The 19,231-nt window shown below is 31.7% G+C and carries 21 protein-coding genes; 13 read left to right on the forward strand and 8 right to left on the reverse strand.

Going from position 1 to position 19,231, the window contains the following annotated elements; all coding sequences use genetic code 11:
* Nucleotides 1-10: 10 nt before the first annotated feature.
* From PQF96_RS02875 to PQF96_RS02905, 7 genes are all read left to right on the forward strand, one after another.
* Nucleotides 11-454 carry a DUF6438 domain-containing protein gene (locus PQF96_RS02875; protein WP_271765023.1) on the forward strand — a complete coding sequence of 148 codons (444 nt, stop codon included), beginning with the start codon at nucleotides 11-13 and terminating at the stop codon, nucleotides 452-454.
* Between the two features lie 305 nt (nucleotides 455-759).
* Entirely contained in the window at nucleotides 760-2,766 is a 2,007-nt protein-coding gene (uvrB, locus tag PQF96_RS02880; RefSeq protein WP_109437100.1) for an excinuclease ABC subunit UvrB, read from the forward strand.
* 62 nt (nucleotides 2,767-2,828) lie between these two features.
* Entirely contained in the window at nucleotides 2,829-3,848 is a 1,020-nt protein-coding gene (locus PQF96_RS02885; RefSeq protein ID WP_271765024.1) for an adenosine deaminase, read from the forward strand.
* Between the two features lie 43 nt (nucleotides 3,849-3,891).
* Nucleotides 3,892-4,746, forward strand: coding sequence for a helix-turn-helix transcriptional regulator (locus PQF96_RS02890; protein ID WP_271765025.1), 855 nt, complete (start codon nucleotides 3,892-3,894; stop codon nucleotides 4,744-4,746).
* A gap of 125 nt (nucleotides 4,747-4,871) precedes the next feature.
* On the forward strand, nucleotides 4,872-5,906 hold the full coding sequence (locus PQF96_RS02895; protein ID WP_271765026.1) for an NmrA family NAD(P)-binding protein: 1,035 nt from the start codon (nucleotides 4,872-4,874) through the stop codon (nucleotides 5,904-5,906).
* 28 nt (nucleotides 5,907-5,934) lie between these two features.
* Nucleotides 5,935-6,219: a hypothetical protein gene (locus PQF96_RS02900; RefSeq protein ID WP_271765027.1), complete on the forward strand. Its 285-nt coding sequence runs from the start codon at nucleotides 5,935-5,937 to the stop codon at nucleotides 6,217-6,219.
* A gap of 141 nt (nucleotides 6,220-6,360) precedes the next feature.
* On the forward strand, nucleotides 6,361-6,705 hold the full coding sequence (locus PQF96_RS02905; protein ID WP_109437104.1) for a 5-carboxymethyl-2-hydroxymuconate Delta-isomerase: 345 nt from the start codon (nucleotides 6,361-6,363) through the stop codon (nucleotides 6,703-6,705).
* 66 nt (nucleotides 6,706-6,771) lie between these two features.
* On the opposite strand, the gene PQF96_RS02910 is transcribed toward PQF96_RS02905, so the two are convergent.
* Nucleotides 6,772-7,485, reverse strand: a complete 714-nt coding sequence (locus PQF96_RS02910; protein WP_143915516.1) for a hypothetical protein — start codon at nucleotides 7,483-7,485, stop codon at nucleotides 6,772-6,774.
* A 241-nt stretch (nucleotides 7,486-7,726) separates the two neighbouring features.
* Between PQF96_RS02910 and PQF96_RS02915 the strand changes: the two genes are divergently transcribed.
* Nucleotides 7,727-8,308 (forward strand): Crp/Fnr family transcriptional regulator, encoded by a 582-nt coding sequence (locus PQF96_RS02915; protein ID WP_271765028.1) that lies wholly within the window; start codon nucleotides 7,727-7,729, stop codon nucleotides 8,306-8,308.
* Between the two features lie 108 nt (nucleotides 8,309-8,416).
* Nucleotides 8,417-8,941, forward strand: coding sequence for a DUF1440 domain-containing protein (locus tag PQF96_RS02920; protein ID WP_271765029.1), 525 nt, complete (start codon nucleotides 8,417-8,419; stop codon nucleotides 8,939-8,941).
* A 164-nt stretch (nucleotides 8,942-9,105) separates the two neighbouring features.
* Here PQF96_RS02920 and PQF96_RS02925 read toward each other — a convergent pair whose 3' ends face one another.
* Together PQF96_RS02925 and PQF96_RS02930 are read right to left on the reverse strand one after the other, a co-directional pair.
* Nucleotides 9,106-9,555: a DUF1569 domain-containing protein gene (locus tag PQF96_RS02925; RefSeq protein ID WP_271765030.1), complete on the reverse strand. Its 450-nt coding sequence runs from the start codon at nucleotides 9,553-9,555 to the stop codon at nucleotides 9,106-9,108.
* A gap of 116 nt (nucleotides 9,556-9,671) precedes the next feature.
* Nucleotides 9,672-12,056, reverse strand: a complete 2,385-nt coding sequence (locus PQF96_RS02930) for a TonB-dependent receptor (protein ID WP_271765031.1) — start codon at nucleotides 12,054-12,056, stop codon at nucleotides 9,672-9,674.
* Between the two features lie 269 nt (nucleotides 12,057-12,325).
* On the opposite strand from PQF96_RS02930, the gene PQF96_RS02935 reads away from it, so the two are divergent.
* Nucleotides 12,326-13,387: a sensor histidine kinase gene (locus PQF96_RS02935; protein ID WP_271765032.1), complete on the forward strand. Its 1,062-nt coding sequence runs from the start codon at nucleotides 12,326-12,328 to the stop codon at nucleotides 13,385-13,387.
* A 1-nt stretch (nucleotide 13,388) separates the two neighbouring features.
* On the forward strand, nucleotides 13,389-14,147 hold the full coding sequence (locus PQF96_RS02940) for a LytR/AlgR family response regulator transcription factor (protein ID WP_271765033.1): 759 nt from the start codon (nucleotides 13,389-13,391) through the stop codon (nucleotides 14,145-14,147).
* Between the two features lie 78 nt (nucleotides 14,148-14,225).
* Here the strand turns inward: PQF96_RS02940 and PQF96_RS02945 are convergent, their stop codons facing one another.
* The 4 genes from PQF96_RS02945 to PQF96_RS02960 all read right to left on the reverse strand — a co-directional run bounded on the left by PQF96_RS02945 (nucleotide 14,226) and on the right by PQF96_RS02960 (nucleotide 16,528).
* Nucleotides 14,226-14,405: an Arc family DNA binding domain-containing protein gene (locus PQF96_RS02945; protein ID WP_109437113.1), complete on the reverse strand. Its 180-nt coding sequence runs from the start codon at nucleotides 14,403-14,405 to the stop codon at nucleotides 14,226-14,228.
* Nucleotides 14,406-14,408: 3 nt separating this feature from the next.
* Nucleotides 14,409-15,263 carry an SPFH domain-containing protein gene (locus tag PQF96_RS02950; RefSeq protein ID WP_271765034.1) on the reverse strand — a complete coding sequence of 285 codons (855 nt, stop codon included), beginning with the start codon at nucleotides 15,261-15,263 and terminating at the stop codon, nucleotides 14,409-14,411.
* Nucleotides 15,264-15,424: 161 nt separating this feature from the next.
* Nucleotides 15,425-15,862: an Hsp20/alpha crystallin family protein gene (locus tag PQF96_RS02955; protein ID WP_271765035.1), complete on the reverse strand. Its 438-nt coding sequence runs from the start codon at nucleotides 15,860-15,862 to the stop codon at nucleotides 15,425-15,427.
* A gap of 264 nt (nucleotides 15,863-16,126) precedes the next feature.
* Complete coding sequence (locus PQF96_RS02960; RefSeq protein WP_271765036.1) at nucleotides 16,127-16,528, reverse strand: TerB family tellurite resistance protein; 402 nt, start codon at nucleotides 16,526-16,528, stop codon at nucleotides 16,127-16,129.
* A gap of 113 nt (nucleotides 16,529-16,641) precedes the next feature.
* Between PQF96_RS02960 and PQF96_RS02965 the strand changes: the two genes are divergently transcribed.
* Together PQF96_RS02965 and PQF96_RS02970 are read left to right on the forward strand one after the other, a co-directional pair.
* Nucleotides 16,642-16,908, forward strand: a complete 267-nt coding sequence (locus PQF96_RS02965; protein ID WP_271765037.1) for a DUF1456 family protein — start codon at nucleotides 16,642-16,644, stop codon at nucleotides 16,906-16,908.
* Between the two features lie 72 nt (nucleotides 16,909-16,980).
* Nucleotides 16,981-18,585 (forward strand): class I SAM-dependent methyltransferase, encoded by a 1,605-nt coding sequence (locus PQF96_RS02970; protein ID WP_271765038.1) that lies wholly within the window; start codon nucleotides 16,981-16,983, stop codon nucleotides 18,583-18,585.
* Between the two features lie 98 nt (nucleotides 18,586-18,683).
* Here PQF96_RS02970 and PQF96_RS02975 read toward each other — a convergent pair whose 3' ends face one another.
* The gene (locus PQF96_RS02975) at nucleotides 18,684-19,049 is read right to left on the reverse strand and encodes a hypothetical protein (protein WP_271765039.1); all 366 of its coding nucleotides are present in this window, start codon (nucleotides 19,047-19,049) and stop codon (nucleotides 18,684-18,686) included.
* Between the last annotated feature and the right edge of the window lie 182 nt (nucleotides 19,050-19,231).

Raw genomic sequence — 19,231 nt, forward strand, 5'->3', positions numbered from 1 at the left:
AAATAAGATTATGAAACCTTTTATTATTATATTAATATGTATAAATTTCTCCTGTAACACTGTACAAAAAACTCTAAATACTTCTTCTCAAAAAGAAGCTATAATTTACTATTCCAAAAGCCCTTGTCACGGCAAATGTCCAGTTTATGATTTATGGATATACAATGATGGTTCTATTTCTTATTCCGGAATAAGTAATGTTCCTGTTGTAAAAAACATAAACAGGAAATTAGATAATCGAGAAATTAAAACTTTAAAAAATATACTGGATGAAGATCCTCATCAAGATGTAATATTTAAAAAAAGATTAGACCGATCAATTACCACCTTACGCTTTAATAATAAAGAATATAAATATTACAACTCTAGTGATAATGATTATATAAAGAAACTTGATAAAAAAATAAAGAGCATAGTAGAAAGGATCATATCGAATGTAGAAAATGACACTTAAAATTATACTATAGTTTATCTGCAAAATGTGAACACAAATGGTGAGTTCTGATACGACTTTATCAATATTAAATGAGTCAATTAATCTATTTATAATTCCCTATGTTGTTTTTTATTTGAGTAAAGAGGCTACTTGTACTACATCAAGTAGCCTCACCTATACATTTTCATAATATTTTAGGATCGAATCGTATTGAATTTCAATTTTCTTAAAACGAATAACATCATTAGATATTTTTAAGAATAAATAGCTCTACATATGTGTTTTGATTCAGTATCTTTATTCTTAAAAAGAAAGAATATACAATGAAGTTCGAACTGGAATCTGAATTCAAGCCTACCGGAGATCAGCCAGAAGCTATACGACAACTAGCAGAAGGTATAGAGGCAAATGAAAAATATCAAACACTTCTTGGAGTCACAGGTTCAGGAAAAACCTTTACTGCTGCCAATGTAATTGAAAGAGTACAACGCCCTACCTTGGTATTAGCTCATAATAAAACGCTTGCGGCACAACTTTATTCAGAGTTTAAACAGTTTTTTCCTAAGAATGCTGTAGAGTATTTTGTTTCGTATTACGACTATTACCAGCCTGAAGCTTATATTCCTACTTCGGGAACATATATAGAAAAGGATTTATCTATCAACGATGAAATCGAAAAAATGCGACTAAGCGCAACTTCCTCATTGTTATCAGGAAGAAGAGATGTACTTGTCGTAGCATCTGTATCATGCTTATATGGTATTGGTAATCCTGTAGAATTTCAGAAAAATGTAATCTCAATACAAGCAGGACAATTTGTATCCAGAACCGCTCTATTACATCGCTTAGTGCAAAGTTTATACTCCAGAACTGAAGCAGAGTTTAAGCATGGGAATTTTAGAATAAAAGGAGATACTGTAGATATTTTCCCAGGGTATGCTGATGATGCATTTAGAGTACATTTTTTTGGAGATGAAATTGAAGAAATTGAAGCTTTTGATGTTCAGACTAATGAAATCATTGAAAAGTATGATCAATTAAATATCTATCCTGCCAATATGTTTGTGACTTCTCCTGAAGTATTGAATGGTGCTATTGATCAAATAGCATTAGATTTGGGTAAGCAGGTAGAATATTTTAAAGAAATAGGAAAACCATTAGAGGCCAAAAGACTTGAAGAACGCACTAATTTTGATCTCGAAATGATTAAAGAATTAGGGTATTGTTCTGGAATAGAAAATTACTCTCGTTATCTTGATGGAAGAGCTCCTGGAACAAGACCATTTTGTTTATTGGATTACTTTCCTGATGACTATCTGATGATTATTGATGAAAGTCATGTTACAGTACCTCAAACCCATGCTATGTATGGTGGAGACCGTTCTCGAAAAGAAAATCTTGTAGAATATGGGTTCAGGCTTCCTGCTGCAATGGATAATCGCCCATTAAAATTTGAAGAACTTGAAGCGATACAAAACCAGGTTTTATATATTAGTGCAACACCTGCCGACTATGAGCTACAGAAAAGTGAAGGAACATATGTAGAACAAATCATAAGACCAACCGGATTATTAGATCCAATAATCGAAGTACGTCCCAGCTTGAATCAAATTGATGATCTTATCGAAGAAATACAAAAGAGAATTGAAGTCGATGAACGTATTTTGGTTACTACTCTAACCAAAAGAATGGCAGAGGAATTAGCAAAGTACCTAACACGAATAGAAGTTAGATGTAGATATATTCATAGTGACGTAGATACATTAGAACGAGTAGAAATCATGCAAGATCTCAGAAAAGGAATCTTTGATGTGCTCATCGGTGTAAACCTACTTCGTGAAGGACTAGATCTACCAGAAGTATCACTAGTCGCTATTTTGGATGCTGATAAAGAAGGTTTTTTAAGAAACAAAAGATCTTTGGTTCAAACTGTTGGTAGAGCTGCCAGAAATGTAAACGGTAGAGCGATTATGTATGCGGATAAGATTACTGATAGTATGCAAAAAACAATAGATGACACAGAGTATAGAAGAGGGAAACAAATTGCTTACAATAAGAAACATGGTATTTCTCCTAAAGCTATCAAAAAATCATTAGACAATGCTCTTGCTGGCAAAAAGGTTGAGCCTTATACTTTTGAAAACGCTCCTACATTACAAGCTGCAGAAGAAGAAACATTATATTATACAAAGGAACAACTCGAAACCCGCATTCGAAATGTTCGAAAGGAAATGGAAAAAGCCGCAAAAGAACTAGATTTTATGACTGCAGCTCGACTAAGGGATGAGATTAAAATGTTACAAGGAAAAATTCAAGATCAAAAAGTGTGATTTTTTGAAATAACATACTATGAATTACTTATAATTATAAATTCAAAAAATATTCAACTACTATGAGTAGCATTTCAATTGAAAAATTTATTGAAGGAATCCCTAAGGCAGAACTTCATTTACATATAGAAGGAACATTCGAACCCGAATTGATGTTCGAAATTGCAAAAAGAAACAATAAGAAAATAAAATATACTACTGTTGATGAATTGAAAAATGCATACAGTTTTAATAATCTGCAGGAATTCCTTGATATCTATTATGCTGGAGCCAATGTCTTAATTGAAGAACAGGATTTTTATGATCTTACCTGGGCCTACCTTACCAAAGTGCATGAGCAAAATGTAGAACATGTTGAAATCTTCTTTGATCCCCAAACTCATACTGACCGAGGCATTTCTTTTGATACAGTAATTAATGGAATTTATAAAGCCTTACAGGATGGTGAGAAGAAGTTAGGAATAACAAATGTTCTGATTATGTCTTTTTTAAGACATCTCGATGAATCCTCTGCTTTTGAAACATTACAACAAGCTTTACCCTTTAAGGAATGGATCGGCGGAGTTGGTTTAGATTCTTCAGAAGTAGGGAATCCCCCATCAAAATTTGAACGTGTTTTTGCAAAAGCCAGAGAAGAAGGTTTCACCCCCGTAGCTCATGCTGGAGAAGAAGGTCCGGCAGAATATATTTGGGAAGCGCTGGATTTGCTTCATGTAGCTCGTATTGATCATGGAAATCGTTGCCTTGATGATGAAGTTCTTGTAGAAAAACTCGCAGCATTACAGATACCCCTTACCCTATGTCCTCTATCTAATTTAGAATTAAAAGTCGTTACAGATTTAAAAAATCATCCCATCTTAAAAATGATGGATAAAAACCTTTTGGTAACTGTTAACTCTGATGATCCAGCCTATTTTGGCGGGTATATGAATGAAAATTATTGGGGTATTGCACAAGCTCTTGATCTTTCAAAAAAGCAAATTACTGAGCTTGTAAAGAATAGTTTTAAAGCTAGTTGGTTACCCGATACAGAAAAAGAAAAGAAACTTTTAGAACTTGATCAATATTTTCAAAATCATTAAATGCTTTTAATCGACTATCATCATACTATAAGTGAATAAAAAAATGGTAATAGAGCATCATACCATTACACTATTTAATAAGAAAGTTTTTGAAAAAGCTGTAGTAACACCTCCGTTCAAAAACCCAAACCCATTAGAAAATGAGGCGTGTTTTTTATATGTTACTGAAGGTATTAGCAATTCATATTCTGAGGAAGAACATCTCGTTGTAAATCAAAACGAAGGTGTTTTGATGAAGTGTGGAAATTATATGTATGATGTAATCCCTGACCCTAAAACAAAACAATGTGGAATTGTTGCCATTCACTTTTACCCCGAAGTACTTAAAAAAATCTATGAGAAAGAAGTACCTGCATTCCTAACGAACAAAGAACAATATTCTTATAGTTCTAATATGGCACTAGTACAGTCTGATATTCTAATTCGGAAATATATTGACGGCCTTCTATTTTATTTTGAAAACCCTAATCTTGCCAGTGAAGAACTATTAATCCTAAAGTTTAAAGAAATCATCCTACTTTTATTAAACACCAAAGATGCCGACAATATTATCAAAATCATGTATAATTTGTTTTCGCCAAAATCCTTTTCATTAAAGGAGGTGATAGAAGCCCATATTTTTTCTCCTATTACGGTATCTGATCTTGCAAAATTATCTTATCACAGTTTGGCTTCTTTTAAAAGAGAATTCAGAAAAATCTATAACGATAGTCCTGCAAATTATATAAAAAATAGACGTTTAGAAAAAGCCGCTACACTTCTTAGTATATCCAACCAACCCATACGCAATATCGCATATGACTGTCTTTTTAACGATTTAGCGCATTTTTCCAGTTCGTTTAAAGCAAAATACACACTTTCTCCATCGCAGTACAGAATGAGCCAATCACAAAAGTAATTGAGCCAATTCTAATACTTCTTACTGTTTCATCAATCTATTTTTGTGCTATAAACTTTTGAAAACAAAAGGTATTATAGATACATCATGACATTGCTTCATAGTACTTCCAAAATAATTCGACAATGAAACCAAAAATTTTAATCACTGCGGCAAACGGAAATACCGGTTTCCCTGCAGCCAAAGAGTTACTAACATTAGGATTTCCTGTTAGAGCATTTGTAAGAAACGCTAATTCAAAAAAGGCAAAAGAACTCAAGCACCTTGGAGCCGAAATTTTTATAGGTGATATGTGTGACATTAGAGATGTGCGCAAAGCGTTAGAAGGTATTCAGCGAACATATTTTGTGCCCACATATCCCAATATCCTTTTTCAAGGAGCTACTTTTGCTACTGTTGCAGATGAATTAAAATTAGAGCATGTGGTTTTATTAACGCAATGGTTAAGTTCTCATGTACATCCAAGTATCTACACCAAAGAACATGCTCTTGTAGACACTATATTTAAGAGATCAACTTCTAATCTTACGATCCTCAATCCAGGGCTTTTTGCATTTCCATATGTTATGACACCTCACCCTCTAACTCAATTTGGAATGTTCCCCGATTTTGGAAAAAACGCACCTCCTTCCAGCGAAGATATTGGTTTGGTTGCTGCTCATATCTTAAAGGCTCCAAAAAATCATGTTAATCAAATCTATCGAATAACAGGTAAGGAGTTACTTTCTGCAGCGCAAATGGCAGCGACGATAGAGAAAGTGATTGGACGAAAAATAACTGTCAGTCAACTCTCAGATAAAATGATTACAAAAGTTTTAAAAGCTTATAAATACCCCAAAATGGATATTTCTCAAATCCCATATTATATAAATGAAGGACGCTTAGGAACTTGGGAAAACAATGCCCCCACAACAGTTGTACAAGATATTGTTGGAAAAGAAGCAGATGATTTTGAAACCATTATCAGAAAACTTTTAGTCCCTCAATCCATTACCAAACAAACGTTGAAAAACAAATTAAAAGCAATTGCTTTTATGATAAAAGCAATGCTCACATCACCTCTGAATATTAAACACTTTGAAAAACAACAACACTTACCCGAATTTAAGAATACCCTTTTCTCTTCTCAATCCAAAGGTTGGAGAAAAACTCATACATAAAATGTCTAATAATAACACCATTTAAAAAATGCAAATTTTAGCAATTGACAAGATGAAAGAAGGAGTAAACGATGAAATACTTACTCCACATTTACCACAGGAACTAGCCGCTACTATAAATTTATATTTGGAAGAAAAAATCAGAACTTTCTATTTTAGAAAAGACCGACCCGGAGTTGTATTTATTCTTGAATGTGAATCTATAGAAGAAGCAAGAAAAACACTTGATCAACTTCCTCTAGTACAAGAAGGTCTTTTGGATTTTGAATATATCCCACTAGGTCCTTTAGAACCATTAAAAATGCTCTTCTAAACCCTAAAATCACTTTTCCTGACATCAAAAAAATGTCGGGATTTTTTTGATGTATAACAAGAATATTTTATTAATAGTTTTTTATGAAAACTCAATTCATATTACTACTTCTTTTAATTATTTTTATACAAAAATTCTAACATGCCACATTTTGTACTAGACTGTTCTGAACACATTATTAAACTCAGGTCCCCAGAAGAAATTATTCAAGCAGTATATGACACAGCAGAGTCTACAGATCTTTTTGATAAAGGAGATATTAAGGTAAGAATAAATCCATTTAAATATTATACTATCGGAAATACTAGCGATGATTTCATACACATTTTTGGTAATATTATGGAAGGCAGAACCGATGCTCAAAAAGCTGATCTATCCAGAAGAATCGTGACTACTTTAAAATCTATGTTCCCAGATGTTCCTATACTCTCTATAAATATCAGAGATTTTGAGAAATCTTCGTATTGTAATAAATCAATGGTATAGTTTTTTGATAATGTATAATTCTATATTAGAAAACTTATATTAACATCGAAATATCTCTTCTAAGCGTTAGAGGGATCTTTTTAGTATTCCGACGTAAGAGTTAGCTACCTGAGTAAGAAGGTTTTTATACGTTTTATCAACAACAAAAGAGGTTATATCTTCTTCTGTATCGGCGTACCAAACTAAAACACCATCTAACATACATGGAATTGTTTTGTCTTCTTTCTTCTTATCTTTAACATACAATCGAGAAGAAATTGATCCAGAATAAAAGAGATGCACTTTATATTTAGAAGCAAGGTTAATCATTTCCTGTAACCATACATGATCAACTTTACCTTGATAATGATGGATTATATATATTTTTGATTTATCCTTTGTTTTATTAAAACTTAAGTCATTTTTAGAACTAAATCCAAAATTAAAATCCTGCACTGCTTTAATCCTAAAAACACTAATTAACTTAAAATATAAGTTATCCAACAAGCTCTTAAAACTAGCAACCGATGGGTATTTAACAATTAATAACATTTCTCTATGTTGATCAGAATTACCTATAAGTTTTTTAGTTATTTCTCCTTTAAAAATAGGCCTTGCTCCTACTTTATATACACTTCTTGCAGCTAGAAGATTATAAAAATTGTATAGTGATCTATTTTTGGTATTAAACCAATTTATTGCAAAAACTTCATTACTCAAAGAAACATTGGCATCTGTGGATCTAATAATGACAGCTCTTTTTTTTGACACTCTACAAGTAATCTCTTCTAATGCTTTCATCCTCTAAGTAATACAATTATCATTTCAATAAATGTAAGAAAAAGTCTTTAGTACACTACTATTCAATAGAAAGTGAACGGTATACAAACATCTAATTGTTGAAAAAATTAACCTGTAAAAAACTAACTCATACCGTTCTACAAACACATCATTAGGATATAAAAAATACTATTATTTTAGTTAACTTAGTTCATAAATAATGCAACGGATTCATACGAAACGTTAGCTTTAATCATAGCGCATGGATCAAGAAATATTCTTCCAATATCTTTCTAAGTTTATCTCATTAACAACTGATGAAAAAGATATTCTAATCCCTTTTTTAAAACATCGAAAGTACTTAAAAGGCCAATATATTGTTCAACAAGGAGACATTTGTAACTATGATAGTTTTGTCATCAAAGGATGTCTTAGAACTTATCATGTAGATCAACGAGGTCAAGAACACGTTATTCGTTTTGCCATCGAAAACTGGTGGACTGCAGACATGGGTAGTTTTATTAATAAAACACCTGCAGATTATAATGTTCAATGTCTTGAAAATACCGATGTATTTCAGTTTTCCTCTACCACACTTGAGGAAATATTTAATCAAATTCCAAAATTTGAAAGTTTTTTCAGATTGATTATACAAAATGCTTTTGTAGCATCTGAAAAAAGAATTGTGAGAAACTTTAGTTTAGATGCTCGAGAAAGATACCTCGCTTTTTCAGCATTATACCCTCGACTAGATCAACGTATTCCGCAATACATGATTGCATCATATCTTGGGATTACAAAACAATACTTAAGTGAAATACGAAATCAACTCGCTCATGAATAAAACAAAATGTTCAACTATCTGAATATAAATTATTAATATACCTGATTTTTGTTATAGATATACTTCTTCATTTTTGTCATGATTTATAAACAGTTAAATATAATAATCATGACATTCATAAATTCATTATTCAATTTCACAAAATCATCATCATCCTTTAAAACCATTTTATGGTCTGGATTAGTTGCCGGAATTCTAGATTCTATTGCAGGAATATTGGTATATTATCTCTATTTTGAATTAAACCCTTTACAAGTATTACAATTCATTGCTAGTGGAATTTATGGTCCGACAGCCATTGATGGAGGAATCTTTATGATAATTACTGGAACATTCTTTCATTTTTTAATCGCATATACTTGTGCCATCATCTATTTCTTTCTCTATCCAAAAATTGAGTTTTTAAGTAACCACAAAACTATTTCGGGATTGATATTTGGGTTAGGTATTTGGTTGGTAATGAATTTACTAATTTTACCATATACCAATATCCCAAAAAGTCCTTTTGATCTTGGTTTAGCATCTATAGGTATTATCTGGCATATGATTTTGGTAGGATTACCCATAGCAATAATAACAGCCTTGTATTACAATTCAAAAAAAGTAACTTCTCTTATCCAACATAAGAATTAAAAAGCGTTTGCCTAAACAACAATATTCTAATAAGATATATCCTTAATGCATTTGAGTTAACTAATAGAAAATCATACGCATTAAGGATATATTTAACTCTTAACACAAAGTATTTACCCTTTTAACTAATCAAATACAGATCTTGTAAGGATAGTACACAACAATCATTCTTTTAAAATACTTTTCACAATCTTTAAATGATGTTTAGTATGCACTTCCAAAAATCGTTTAGTTTGTTTTTTATTTAACTGTCCAAAAACCGGGTGCTTAAAATTGGACTGATCATCTAACGATTCTATTTTTCTTACTTTCTCCCTGGCTTCTACTAACTGCGAAACAATATCAGCAGTCATTATGGTATCTGGAGGTTGAACAGATAGTGGCGCGGCTGCTTTTCCTCTTGGTATATATCCAAACGTAAAAGATAATGTACGAGCGGTACTAAATTTATTTTTATACATATCTGGATTAGAATCTTTTAAAGAGTCATAAATTTTATTGATCACTTTAAGACTATGATCCAAATGCCAGGCAACTGCCACTTTAGAAACTTCTTTATTTAAACTATCTCGATGAATGAGATAGTGTTCTATTTTATTTAATTCACTTTTCATGAAATTATGCTTTGAAGGTTGATTAGATAGTTCTATAAACCCCACAATAATCACGCCCAAAACTATAGTAATTATTGTTACCCCTTTATTCTGCTCATTTTTAAACTTTTACTAAATCAAAACTGAAATCGATACCCAACATCAGGGAAAAAACCTGTTTGATCTACCTGATCGACCCTATTTGTTAAACGATTATATCGACGTTCAAATACATTCTCATTACCTGTTACATTTTGAAGATCAATGTAAAACTGATGAGATTGTTTTTTTGATTTGCTATTAATTTTGTATCCAAACTTTACATCCCATCTAAAATAATCATCATACTGTTCACTAAAAGCTATATCTTCCTGTAAAATCTCAAAACCTGCTTGTTGAGATGCCGCTAAATCGACCGGAGTAAAATATCTTCCTCCAGAAAAAGTTAAACGAGTATCAAAAAACAATACATTTTTTTGAGCTTTCCCCATTTTAAATTCTTTACCTGCTAAAAAATTAATTACTTGTCCATTATTAAAAGGAGTATTTCTTTCTATACCGTCACTTCCTTCATATTTACTCTCAAAAAAGGAAGCGGTTAACAATCCATAGTACCCTTTACTAAAGAATTTTTCTAATGTTAGTTCTATCCCTTGATTAAAACCAGTACCTGCATTAACTAATGACACCCTATCGTTTTCAAATCCAAAATCTGCTCCTTCTGTTAATGATGAATAGCTAGAGGAAAAAGATTCTACAGCTGCATTATCTATATCCTGATAATATACCTCTGCCTTACCTCTCCATCCATTACCAATTCTCACATCGTAGCCCAATACATAATGACTACTTCTTACAAAATCCAATTCTTTATTTGTTTGTACCAACTGACCATTAATCTCTTCATTCAAAAATAATAATGGTAACGAGACTGGTTGATGATGCAAACCATATCCAAAACTTAATGTATGATTTTTTGAAATCTTATAATTAAGACCAGCACGAGGTTCAAAAACAAATTGTTCATTTAGACTACTATATTGTGCGTGTATTCCTGCATTAAGTGTTAATTTTTCTGTTAATCTAAGTTGCCCTTGTATATAAGGCTGTATAATGGTTAAATTTTCATCAATGTCTCTAAACGTAAATAAATCCGGATCTCCATCGCCATTAATATCAGCTTGTTCTTCTCGATCACGCTCGAGTAACTCTACTCTAAAATTCTCTACCAAAACTCCGGTTCTTAATGTTGCTTTATTACTAAGTTTAGTATTAAACAATGTTGAAAATGTAAGCCGTGTCTCTGTATTGTCTGCTTCGGTATATCGTATACTTCTTTCTTGAGGAGTATCTTTATCAATAAAACGATCAGCTTTAAAATCATTAGTACTAAAAGAGCTCGAGGCTATAGTCCTTAAAAAAGAATTCTCCCCAACTGCTATTTGGTGTTTCAATCCAACCACACCAAAGCCAGATTCTACAAATGTGTTTTCATCTTCTGCTGCAAAAAGATCATCTTCATCAATATCATCTCCTAAAAATTCGATATCAGAATTTCCTAAAATTCCAAATACGGAAAAATTCCCTAGTTTTCCTTTTCCAAAATCTATATTGAAAGACACATCATTATAGTTTGGAGTTGCTGATGTACCTCCAGCTCCACCACCTACTAGGCTAATCAAAGAATATCTTCCTGCTACTAAAAATGATCCTTTATTTTTCCCTAAAGGTCCTTCAGCCATTGCTTCTACTCCAGTAAAAACACCAACCTGACCTGTAAATTCATAATCATCAATATTTCCTTTTCGAAACCCAAGATCAAAGACTCCTCCTATTGCATTTCCGTATTCTGAAGGGAATGCAGAAGTAATAAAATCTGAATTCTTCAAAAGATTGGGGTTTAATGCCGATACGGGACCTCCTGTAGTACCTGCTGTAGAAAAATGATTCGGACTTGGAATAGGTACTCCTTCCAACCTCCATAATAATCCCGTTGGCGAATTACCACGGATCACAATATCATTTCTACTATCATCTGGTGAAGAAACTCCAGCAAAATTTGCTGCCAAACGTCCAACATCACTTCTACCACCAGAAAAACGTGTCACCTCTTCTACTCCAAATTGTCGGGCAGAGACAGATGCCAACTTATTAATTGCTTTGGCTTTGGCATTTTTATTCGTAATTATGATCTCATCAAGTTGAGCAAAAGATTCTATTAAAGAAACATTAACCACTGCATCTTTCCCCGAGGTTACTACAATATTAGGTATTGTTATAGATTCAAAACCTATAAAACTTATTCGTATAGTCTGTCTCCCAAACGGAACATTCTCTAATCTAAAATATCCATCATCATCAGTTATTATACCAATAGGTGTAGTACTTTGCAAAAGTTCTATGGTTGCACCTGGTAAAGGTGATTCTGATTGCTTGTCTGTAACCAAGCCTTTAATGATTCCTGTCTGCGCATTTGCAAACACATTTAATAAAATGAATACGACATAAATAAGTTTTCTCATGATCTTTTAGTTTTGATCAAATGTGCAATCTTACTACCCCAGATAAAAACGAAAAACACTTGATTGATGATTTAGTGTTTGAAATGTCTAAAAACAAGAACCAATTGTTAATAGCGCTAATAGGAGTATCATTTTCAAATTAAAGTCGAATACTTACAATTCAACATTTAATACAACAATTCAGGAACGTGTAATTAATTTCTAAAAAACTACTTATGTATCTTTACCAGTACTAATTATCAGTATACTGTATGATTTCAAAAAACTACATGAAAAAATTTACCATTCGTTTTCTTATTGTAAACTTGATTTACTTTTTGGTAAAGTTTACTATAGATCATGATGATGATGGTAGTCCATTTGATGGTCCAGGGATTTTTTATTATTGTAGTGCTTTTTTTCTTCTCATGCTTGCCTGGGAGACTAATGATTGGTTAATACAGAGAGCAACAAAATCCAAACTAGGGAGCAGCCTGGATATGCATAACGGAATGAAAATTATAGCCGTTAATATGGCGATCGTTGTTCCTGTTATTGCCTTGGTATATTATCTAGCTATCTTCGAATTCGAAAACATTTGTAACATTGATGCTCACAATCCATGGCTACGATTTAGAATTGATTTTTTCAGGGCTATTATTCTCGGGTTTACGGCGATTCTTTTTAATCTTTTTTATTATGCTCTCAAACAAAAAAAAGAATTAGAAAATACCATGAATCTATTAAAGAAAGAAGCCATGGCTTCTAAATATAAATCTTTAAAAAATCAAATCAGTCCTCATTTCTTATTTAATAGTTTAAATACATTAACCTCTCTCATGTATGAAGATAGAGATTTGGCATCTGACTTTGTATCTAGGCTAGCAAAATGTTATCGTTATATTCTGGATAACCGCGAACAAGACCTAGTGAGTCTTAAAAAAGAATTGAGTTTCTTGGATTCATTTATATTTATGATGAATGTTAGACATGAAGGAGCATTAAGCATTACTACTCATATTTCTGTTGATCAAAATGAATACCTAATTCCAACATTAACCTTACAAATGTTGGTGGAGAATGCACTAAAACATAATTATTATTCAAAAGAGAAACCATTAGAGATTAACATTATCTCTACAGATAATAATCATATTATTATCCAAAACAATTTACATATAAGAAAGCAAAAAGAAGAATCCACAAAATTGGGTCTTAAAAATATAGAAAAGAGATATTCATTTTATACCAATCAAAAAGTTATGGTAACAGCAGAGAATGACTATTTTAAAGTCACTATTCCTCTTTTATCAAAAAACATTAAAGAAGTTTCCATTGTAAAAATTTCATAATATGACCGCTATAATTATTGAAGATGAAAATATTGCTTCTAGACGTCTTGCTAGTCTTATAGAAGAACTTGCTCCAGAAATAGAAATTGCAGGTCAGATTACTTCTGTAGAGAGCGGTAAACATTGGTTTGACAATAACCCTTTACCTGATCTCATTTTTTTAGACATTCAATTGAATGATGGTTATGGTTTTGATATTCTTGACACTTTAGCAGATCATCCACCAGTCATATTTACTACTGCATATAACGAATACGCAATTAGAGGTTTTAAATATAATGGTTTAGACTATCTCTTAAAACCTATTGACAAAAAAGATCTTAAAAACGCACTCACAAAATATAGAAAAAACCTCCCTAATGATAGCACAGCTATAGAAAATGAAAAATTTGAGCGAATTAAAAACCTGTTTTCTAAAGAATTTAAGAAACGATTTATGGTAAAAGTCGGTAATCAATTTAACACTTTTAGTGTAGACGACATCGCATATTTTAAATCTGATGAAGGATTGATTTTTTTACACACACATAAAGATCAACATTACCCTATAGAATATTCTATCGACCAGTTAGAAGATATTTTAGACCCTGTACAATTCTTTAGAATCAATAGAAAGTTTATGGTTTCTGTTAAAGCCGTTATTGAAATTCATAGTTATTTTAACAGTAGATTACTCTTAAAATTAAGGCCTTCGGATGATGATAATGTAATTGTATCGAGAGAGCGAACTTCTAATTTCAAAAAGTGGTTAGATTTATAACAAAAAGAAATACATTAAAATAAAAGCACCCTTTTGTAAAAAAAGGTGTTTTATACCATTATACTAAGGAACATAGTATTATTTCTCTTCTGAATTATCTTTATTTTTGGTTTTTAATCGTTTAGCATCTTTAAGGCTTTTATGTATCATCCATTCTAATTGACCATTAACACTACGAAACTCATCATCTGCCCATTTCTCTATTAACTTAAAAGTTTCAGGGTCTATTCTAAGAACAAATGATTTTTTCTTACTCATATATTATGAATGAAGTGTACCGGTATTAATTACAGGAGTCGCTTCTTTATCTCCACATAAAACAACCATAAGATTACTTACCATAGATGCCTTTTTATCTTCATCAAAATCAATAATGTTATCGTTTGACAACTTAGATAACGCATCCTCTACCATACCCACTGCTCCTTCTACTATCTTTTTACGCGCAGCAACTATAGCAACTGCCTGTTGCCTCTTTAACATAGAACTTGCAATTTCTGGAGCATAGGCAAGATACCCTATTCTAGCTTCCATGACATGTATTCCAGCAATAGCCAAACGTTCTGTAATTTCATTCTCCAAAGCTTCATTTACTTCATCCATCCCTGATAACAATGTTACCTCATGTTGTCCATCGGCAAAATTATCATAAGGATAGGAACCCGCAAGTTTTCTAACTGCCGCATCTGTTTGTACTCTCACAAACTCTTCATATTGATCAACATCAAAGGCTGCTTTATAAGTATCCTCTACTTTCCACACCAAAATTACATTAATCAAGATTGGATTCCCAATTTTATCATTCACTTTTACCCGTTCACTATAGAAGTTTCTGGCTCGCAAAGAAATTCGTTGCCTCGAATAAAAAGGGTTAGTCCAAAAGAAGCCATTATCCTTTACTGTTCCTATATATGCTCCAAAAAGCACCATAACTTTAGAACTATTTGGATTAACAATAAAAAAGCCCTTAATGATAAAAACTATTACAACTAATAAGGCAAGAATTAAAGGGTTCTCTGTGAAAATAATCCCTAATAGCATTGAAATGATCACCAATACCAATACTCCTAATACTATATAACCATTATTTGGTTTCATTTTGTTTTCATATTTCATAATAATATCATTTTGATATCATAATAATACAAAAAATAATTCAAATTTCAAAAATATCTTTTCTATGGTAGACATGAAACCATAAAAAGCAAAAACGCCTTTTTTACAAAAGGCGTTTTTACAACATTAACTAACTAAATAAAATCTCAAATCAAATCACTTTATGAAATCTCTATCAACCTCTTAGGTTGTATCTTTGCTTCTTCTTTTTTTGGTATCGTTACCAACAGTACTCCATTTTCATACGAAGCTTCTATTCCTGTACCTTCTACTGTATCAGGTAAGCTAAATGATCTTTTGAATGTGCTATAACTAAACTCTTTTCGCGTGTATTTACCTTTATTTTCTGAAGTCTCTTTTTCTGACTTTGTTTCTGAAGAAATTGCAAGCACGTCGTTATCCAATTCGATATTAAAATCTTCTTTTGATAGACCTGGAGCAGCAAGCTCAACATAAAAATCTTCATCTGTTTCTTTTACATTTACTGCAGGAGTATTATTTGCTATTTTACCAATATTAGCTGTTCCTCCGAACCAATCGGTAGCTAAAAAATCATCAAAAAGGAAAGGTAATCTGTCTGTTTTTTTAAGTAAACTCATTATATTTTATTTTAAAGATTATTTTAAATCATAATTTCAATGAGTATATAGCAATTAGAGTTCCATTAATATTTTTACGACATTATGTCATAAATACACTATCAGAAAATGACATTTTGTCAAATTTATTTACTATTAGAATGACAAAACCTCATAAAAACAAAAACCCACAAAGGGAATTTTGTGGGTTAAATATTGTTTTCACTATAAATTTTTTAAACAAAATCACACTTAACCATATAAGCATGGTGTTTTTAATATGTTCTAATTATAGAATCTGGTAAAAATTGTAATTAATTCTTTTGGAGGAATCACTTTATTTGGATAATCATGCATTTTCTCAAGAACTGTATCAATAGCCTCTGTCCTTAAACCCATATGCAATCCTATTTCTTTGATTTTATGAATTTCTACCTGAGAGGTCTCTTGATCTACATTCATTAACAAAATTAATCTATGAAATTGAAGAATTCTCTGTGATTCTGGTTGCAAACTCTTTTTTTTAGCTTCTTTTTCTACCAAAGCATCTATCTCTTCTTTTGTAATTTGAAGTTGTGCTGCTACTGCCAAAATAAAATTATACTCTTGTTCTTTAAGCTCCTTGTCTACTTTTGCAAATTCTACCATTTCTGAAAGTAAACTCAATTTTTCTTCTTTACTGTACATATATTCCTTTTACTTTTTGTCGAAAATAATAAATTTCAACTAATTACATGCTTCATCAAATAATCCTTTCGCATATCTTATATCAATTCAATTATAAAATATACCTTTGCCTTATGGGTTTAACAAATAATGACATTTTTAAGAAACTTAGAGTCGCACACAAATTGCGTGATGATGATATTGTAAAAGTTTGTGCATTAGTTGATTTCAAGGTAACTAAAAGTGAATTAGGTGCAATCTTTAGAAATGAAAATCACCCAAAATACATGGAATGCGGAGATCAAATTCTTCGCAACTTTTTAAATGGACTAATTATTCACCTAAGAGGTCCAATGCCTGAAAAAAAGAAAACCTCTCCAGGCAATAAGAATACAAAATAGGATATTGCACTTCAAAATAAATGCTTAATTTGGTTGAAGTTAACAAACTTACAACCGTTAAATTAAGTATCTATGCTATCTATCGAAGAAAAACAAGTATATAGAGAAGAACTTTTTCGTCATTTAGATGGAATTGCGGTTGCTCCAGTCGCATATTCTTTACATAAAAACAACATTACAGATTATCTTCTGGAGAATAAGAAAACATCTATTTCACAAATTTCTGAAGCAAAAAAAGTTAATGAAGGATACCTTAATGTAGCACTACGTATATTGAGTGCCCAGGGCTGGTTAGAATACACCATAGATAATGATGAAATAATAATACAGACCAATTCTATCTCTAAATCAGCCTTTGATCATTTTCATATTTATAAAGATGTTGTAAATCTACTGGAATATTCGGGTAAATTTCATCCTCGAAAATTCGAAATGGATCCATTTCAAAAACTTGAACAGTTATTTAAAAAATATACAAATCGTTTTGACCTCTTACCTTCAGAGGATAAAACAACTACTCAAATTCAGGATCAAATTCTTAAACATATTGAAGGGATTTTAGTAGGACCTACCACAGTACATTTAGGTATGGGAGGTATGTTTCACAAATACTTCATGGAAGCCTCCTTTAGTGCTGATGAATATCATAAATTTCCAGAAAGCTTCGATACCATTCTTACATTTTTGAGCCACTTGGGCTGGTTTAGCAAGTCAGGTACTAATTATACGTTTACTAATAAAGGATTGTTTTTTGCCAAAAGAGCTTCTGCATATGGAGTTACCGTTTCTTATATTCCTATGTTTAGACAAATGGACTCTTTACTATTTGGAGACCCTAATGTATTATGGAACTCTGAAAAAGATACCGAAACTCATGTAGATCGTGAAATGAATGTTTGGGGAAGCGGGGGTGCACACACTACTTATTTTAAAAAAATTGACGAAATTATCATTAGTTTATTCAATAAACCTTTGAATGAACAACCTAAAGGGATTTTGGATATGGGTTGTGGTAACGGAGCATTTTTAATTCATCTTTTTGAAGTAATAGCTTCAAAAACATTACGAGGAAAACACCTCGATGACTATCCTTTGTTTCTTGTTGGTGCAGATTATAATAAAGCAGCCTTAAAAGTTACCAGAGCAAATCTAATTCAGGCAGACATATGGGCAAAAGTTATTTGGGGAGATATTAGTGATCCCGAATTACTTCAAAAAGACCTAAAAGAAAATTACACTATTGAATTAAAGGATCTATTGTCTGTGAGAACATTTCTTGATCATAATAGAATTTGGAGTGAACCAGTATCTCAACTTGACGCACCTAGTCAATCTACGGGAGCTTTTAGCTATCGCGGAAAACGATTACATAATAATGATGTAGAACGTAATTTAAAAGACCATTTTCAGAAATGGGAACCCTATATTACCAAATTTGGTTTAATTGTTATTGAACTGCATACCATAGCACCAAACCTAACCTCTCAAAGTCTTGGTAAAACTGCAGCTACAGCATATGATGCAACTCATGGTTTTTCTGATCAATATATTTTGGAAATTGATTCCTTTCTAAAGATAATTGAAGAAGTTGGTCTGCAAAGTGATTCAAAATATTTCTCTAAATTTCCAAATTCTGAGTTAGCTACAGTAAGTATCAACTATATAATTGGCAAATAGAAATCCATAAATCAAATAAGTTTTACTCTTGGTAAAGTATCTAAACAAAAAAATCCCGGTTGATGAATCCCGGGATTTTAACAATTTTTCCTAATGTTTTATAACAATATTCCTCCATCAAACGAGGCTGATTCTTCAACCAAACGAACTGGTAATTTGAATAACTTAGTATCAGCATACACCTGCGCTCCTACTTTTTTGTAATTTATACGGTGCTTGATAAAGCTTTCTAATTCTTCGCTATCTGTATCAACAGATAATACTACCATTTCTCCTTCATCATTTATAGTGATGGTTACATAAGCTGTCAATTCTTTTGCTATTTTAAAAGAAGGCTTCTTTAATAATGTTTTTACTTTTTTGTTAATAACATTTTGTGCTTTAGTTGTTGGATTTGTATTGGCACTTGCAACACTTGTTATTGCAAATGCAATGGCCAAAAGCACTACATTTAATTTTTTCATGATTTATTCGTTTTTTATTGATTCATACCTATAAGACAACGAGAACCATAAGTTTGTTACACCATAACCTTACATTTAACAAATGTTAACAAACTAACAAATACTAGTTAGGGAAAAACAAAATCAAAAACCTTCGTTCTTCTGTACTTTTTTTATGATATCACCTTTCTATTAAGCTTCAA

The sequence above is a fragment of the Aquimarina algiphila genome (assembly GCF_947494415.1).
In the GTDB taxonomy this organism is placed as follows: Bacteria; Bacteroidota; Bacteroidia; order Flavobacteriales; family Flavobacteriaceae; genus Aquimarina; species Aquimarina algiphila.

Coding starts and splice junctions, on each gene's coding strand:
- PQF96_RS02945 (WP_109437113.1), bottom strand. CDS start 14,405: ATGAGTAAGAAAAAATCATTTGTTCTTAGAATAGACCCTGAAACTTTT.
- PQF96_RS02905 (WP_109437104.1), top strand. CDS start 6,361: ATGCCACATTTTGTACTAGACTGTTCTGAACACATTATTAAACTCAGG.
- PQF96_RS02940 (WP_271765033.1), top strand. CDS start 13,389: ATGACCGCTATAATTATTGAAGATGAAAATATTGCTTCTAGACGTCTT.
- PQF96_RS02920 (WP_271765029.1), top strand. CDS start 8,417: ATGACATTCATAAATTCATTATTCAATTTCACAAAATCATCATCATCC.
- PQF96_RS02925 (WP_271765030.1), bottom strand. CDS start 9,555: ATGAAAAGTGAATTAAATAAAATAGAACACTATCTCATTCATCGAGAT.
- PQF96_RS02965 (WP_271765037.1), top strand. CDS start 16,642: ATGGGTTTAACAAATAATGACATTTTTAAGAAACTTAGAGTCGCACAC.
- PQF96_RS02975 (WP_271765039.1), bottom strand. CDS start 19,049: ATGAAAAAATTAAATGTAGTGCTTTTGGCCATTGCATTTGCAATAACA.
- PQF96_RS02915 (WP_271765028.1), top strand. CDS start 7,727: ATGGATCAAGAAATATTCTTCCAATATCTTTCTAAGTTTATCTCATTA.
- PQF96_RS02910 (WP_143915516.1), bottom strand. CDS start 7,485: ATGAAAGCATTAGAAGAGATTACTTGTAGAGTGTCAAAAAAAAGAGCT.
- PQF96_RS02885 (WP_271765024.1), top strand. CDS start 2,829: ATGAGTAGCATTTCAATTGAAAAATTTATTGAAGGAATCCCTAAGGCA.
- PQF96_RS02935 (WP_271765032.1), top strand. CDS start 12,326: ATGAAAAAATTTACCATTCGTTTTCTTATTGTAAACTTGATTTACTTT.
- PQF96_RS02875 (WP_271765023.1), top strand. CDS start 11: ATGAAACCTTTTATTATTATATTAATATGTATAAATTTCTCCTGTAAC.
- PQF96_RS02970 (WP_271765038.1), top strand. CDS start 16,981: ATGCTATCTATCGAAGAAAAACAAGTATATAGAGAAGAACTTTTTCGT.
- PQF96_RS02890 (WP_271765025.1), top strand. CDS start 3,892: ATGGTAATAGAGCATCATACCATTACACTATTTAATAAGAAAGTTTTT.
- PQF96_RS02950 (WP_271765034.1), bottom strand. CDS start 15,263: ATGAAATATGAAAACAAAATGAAACCAAATAATGGTTATATAGTATTA.
- PQF96_RS02900 (WP_271765027.1), top strand. CDS start 5,935: ATGCAAATTTTAGCAATTGACAAGATGAAAGAAGGAGTAAACGATGAA.
- PQF96_RS02960 (WP_271765036.1), bottom strand. CDS start 16,528: ATGTACAGTAAAGAAGAAAAATTGAGTTTACTTTCAGAAATGGTAGAA.
- PQF96_RS02895 (WP_271765026.1), top strand. CDS start 4,872: ATGAAACCAAAAATTTTAATCACTGCGGCAAACGGAAATACCGGTTTC.
- PQF96_RS02955 (WP_271765035.1), bottom strand. CDS start 15,862: ATGAGTTTACTTAAAAAAACAGACAGATTACCTTTCCTTTTTGATGAT.
- uvrB (WP_109437100.1), top strand. CDS start 760: ATGAAGTTCGAACTGGAATCTGAATTCAAGCCTACCGGAGATCAGCCA.
- PQF96_RS02930 (WP_271765031.1), bottom strand. CDS start 12,056: ATGAGAAAACTTATTTATGTCGTATTCATTTTATTAAATGTGTTTGCA.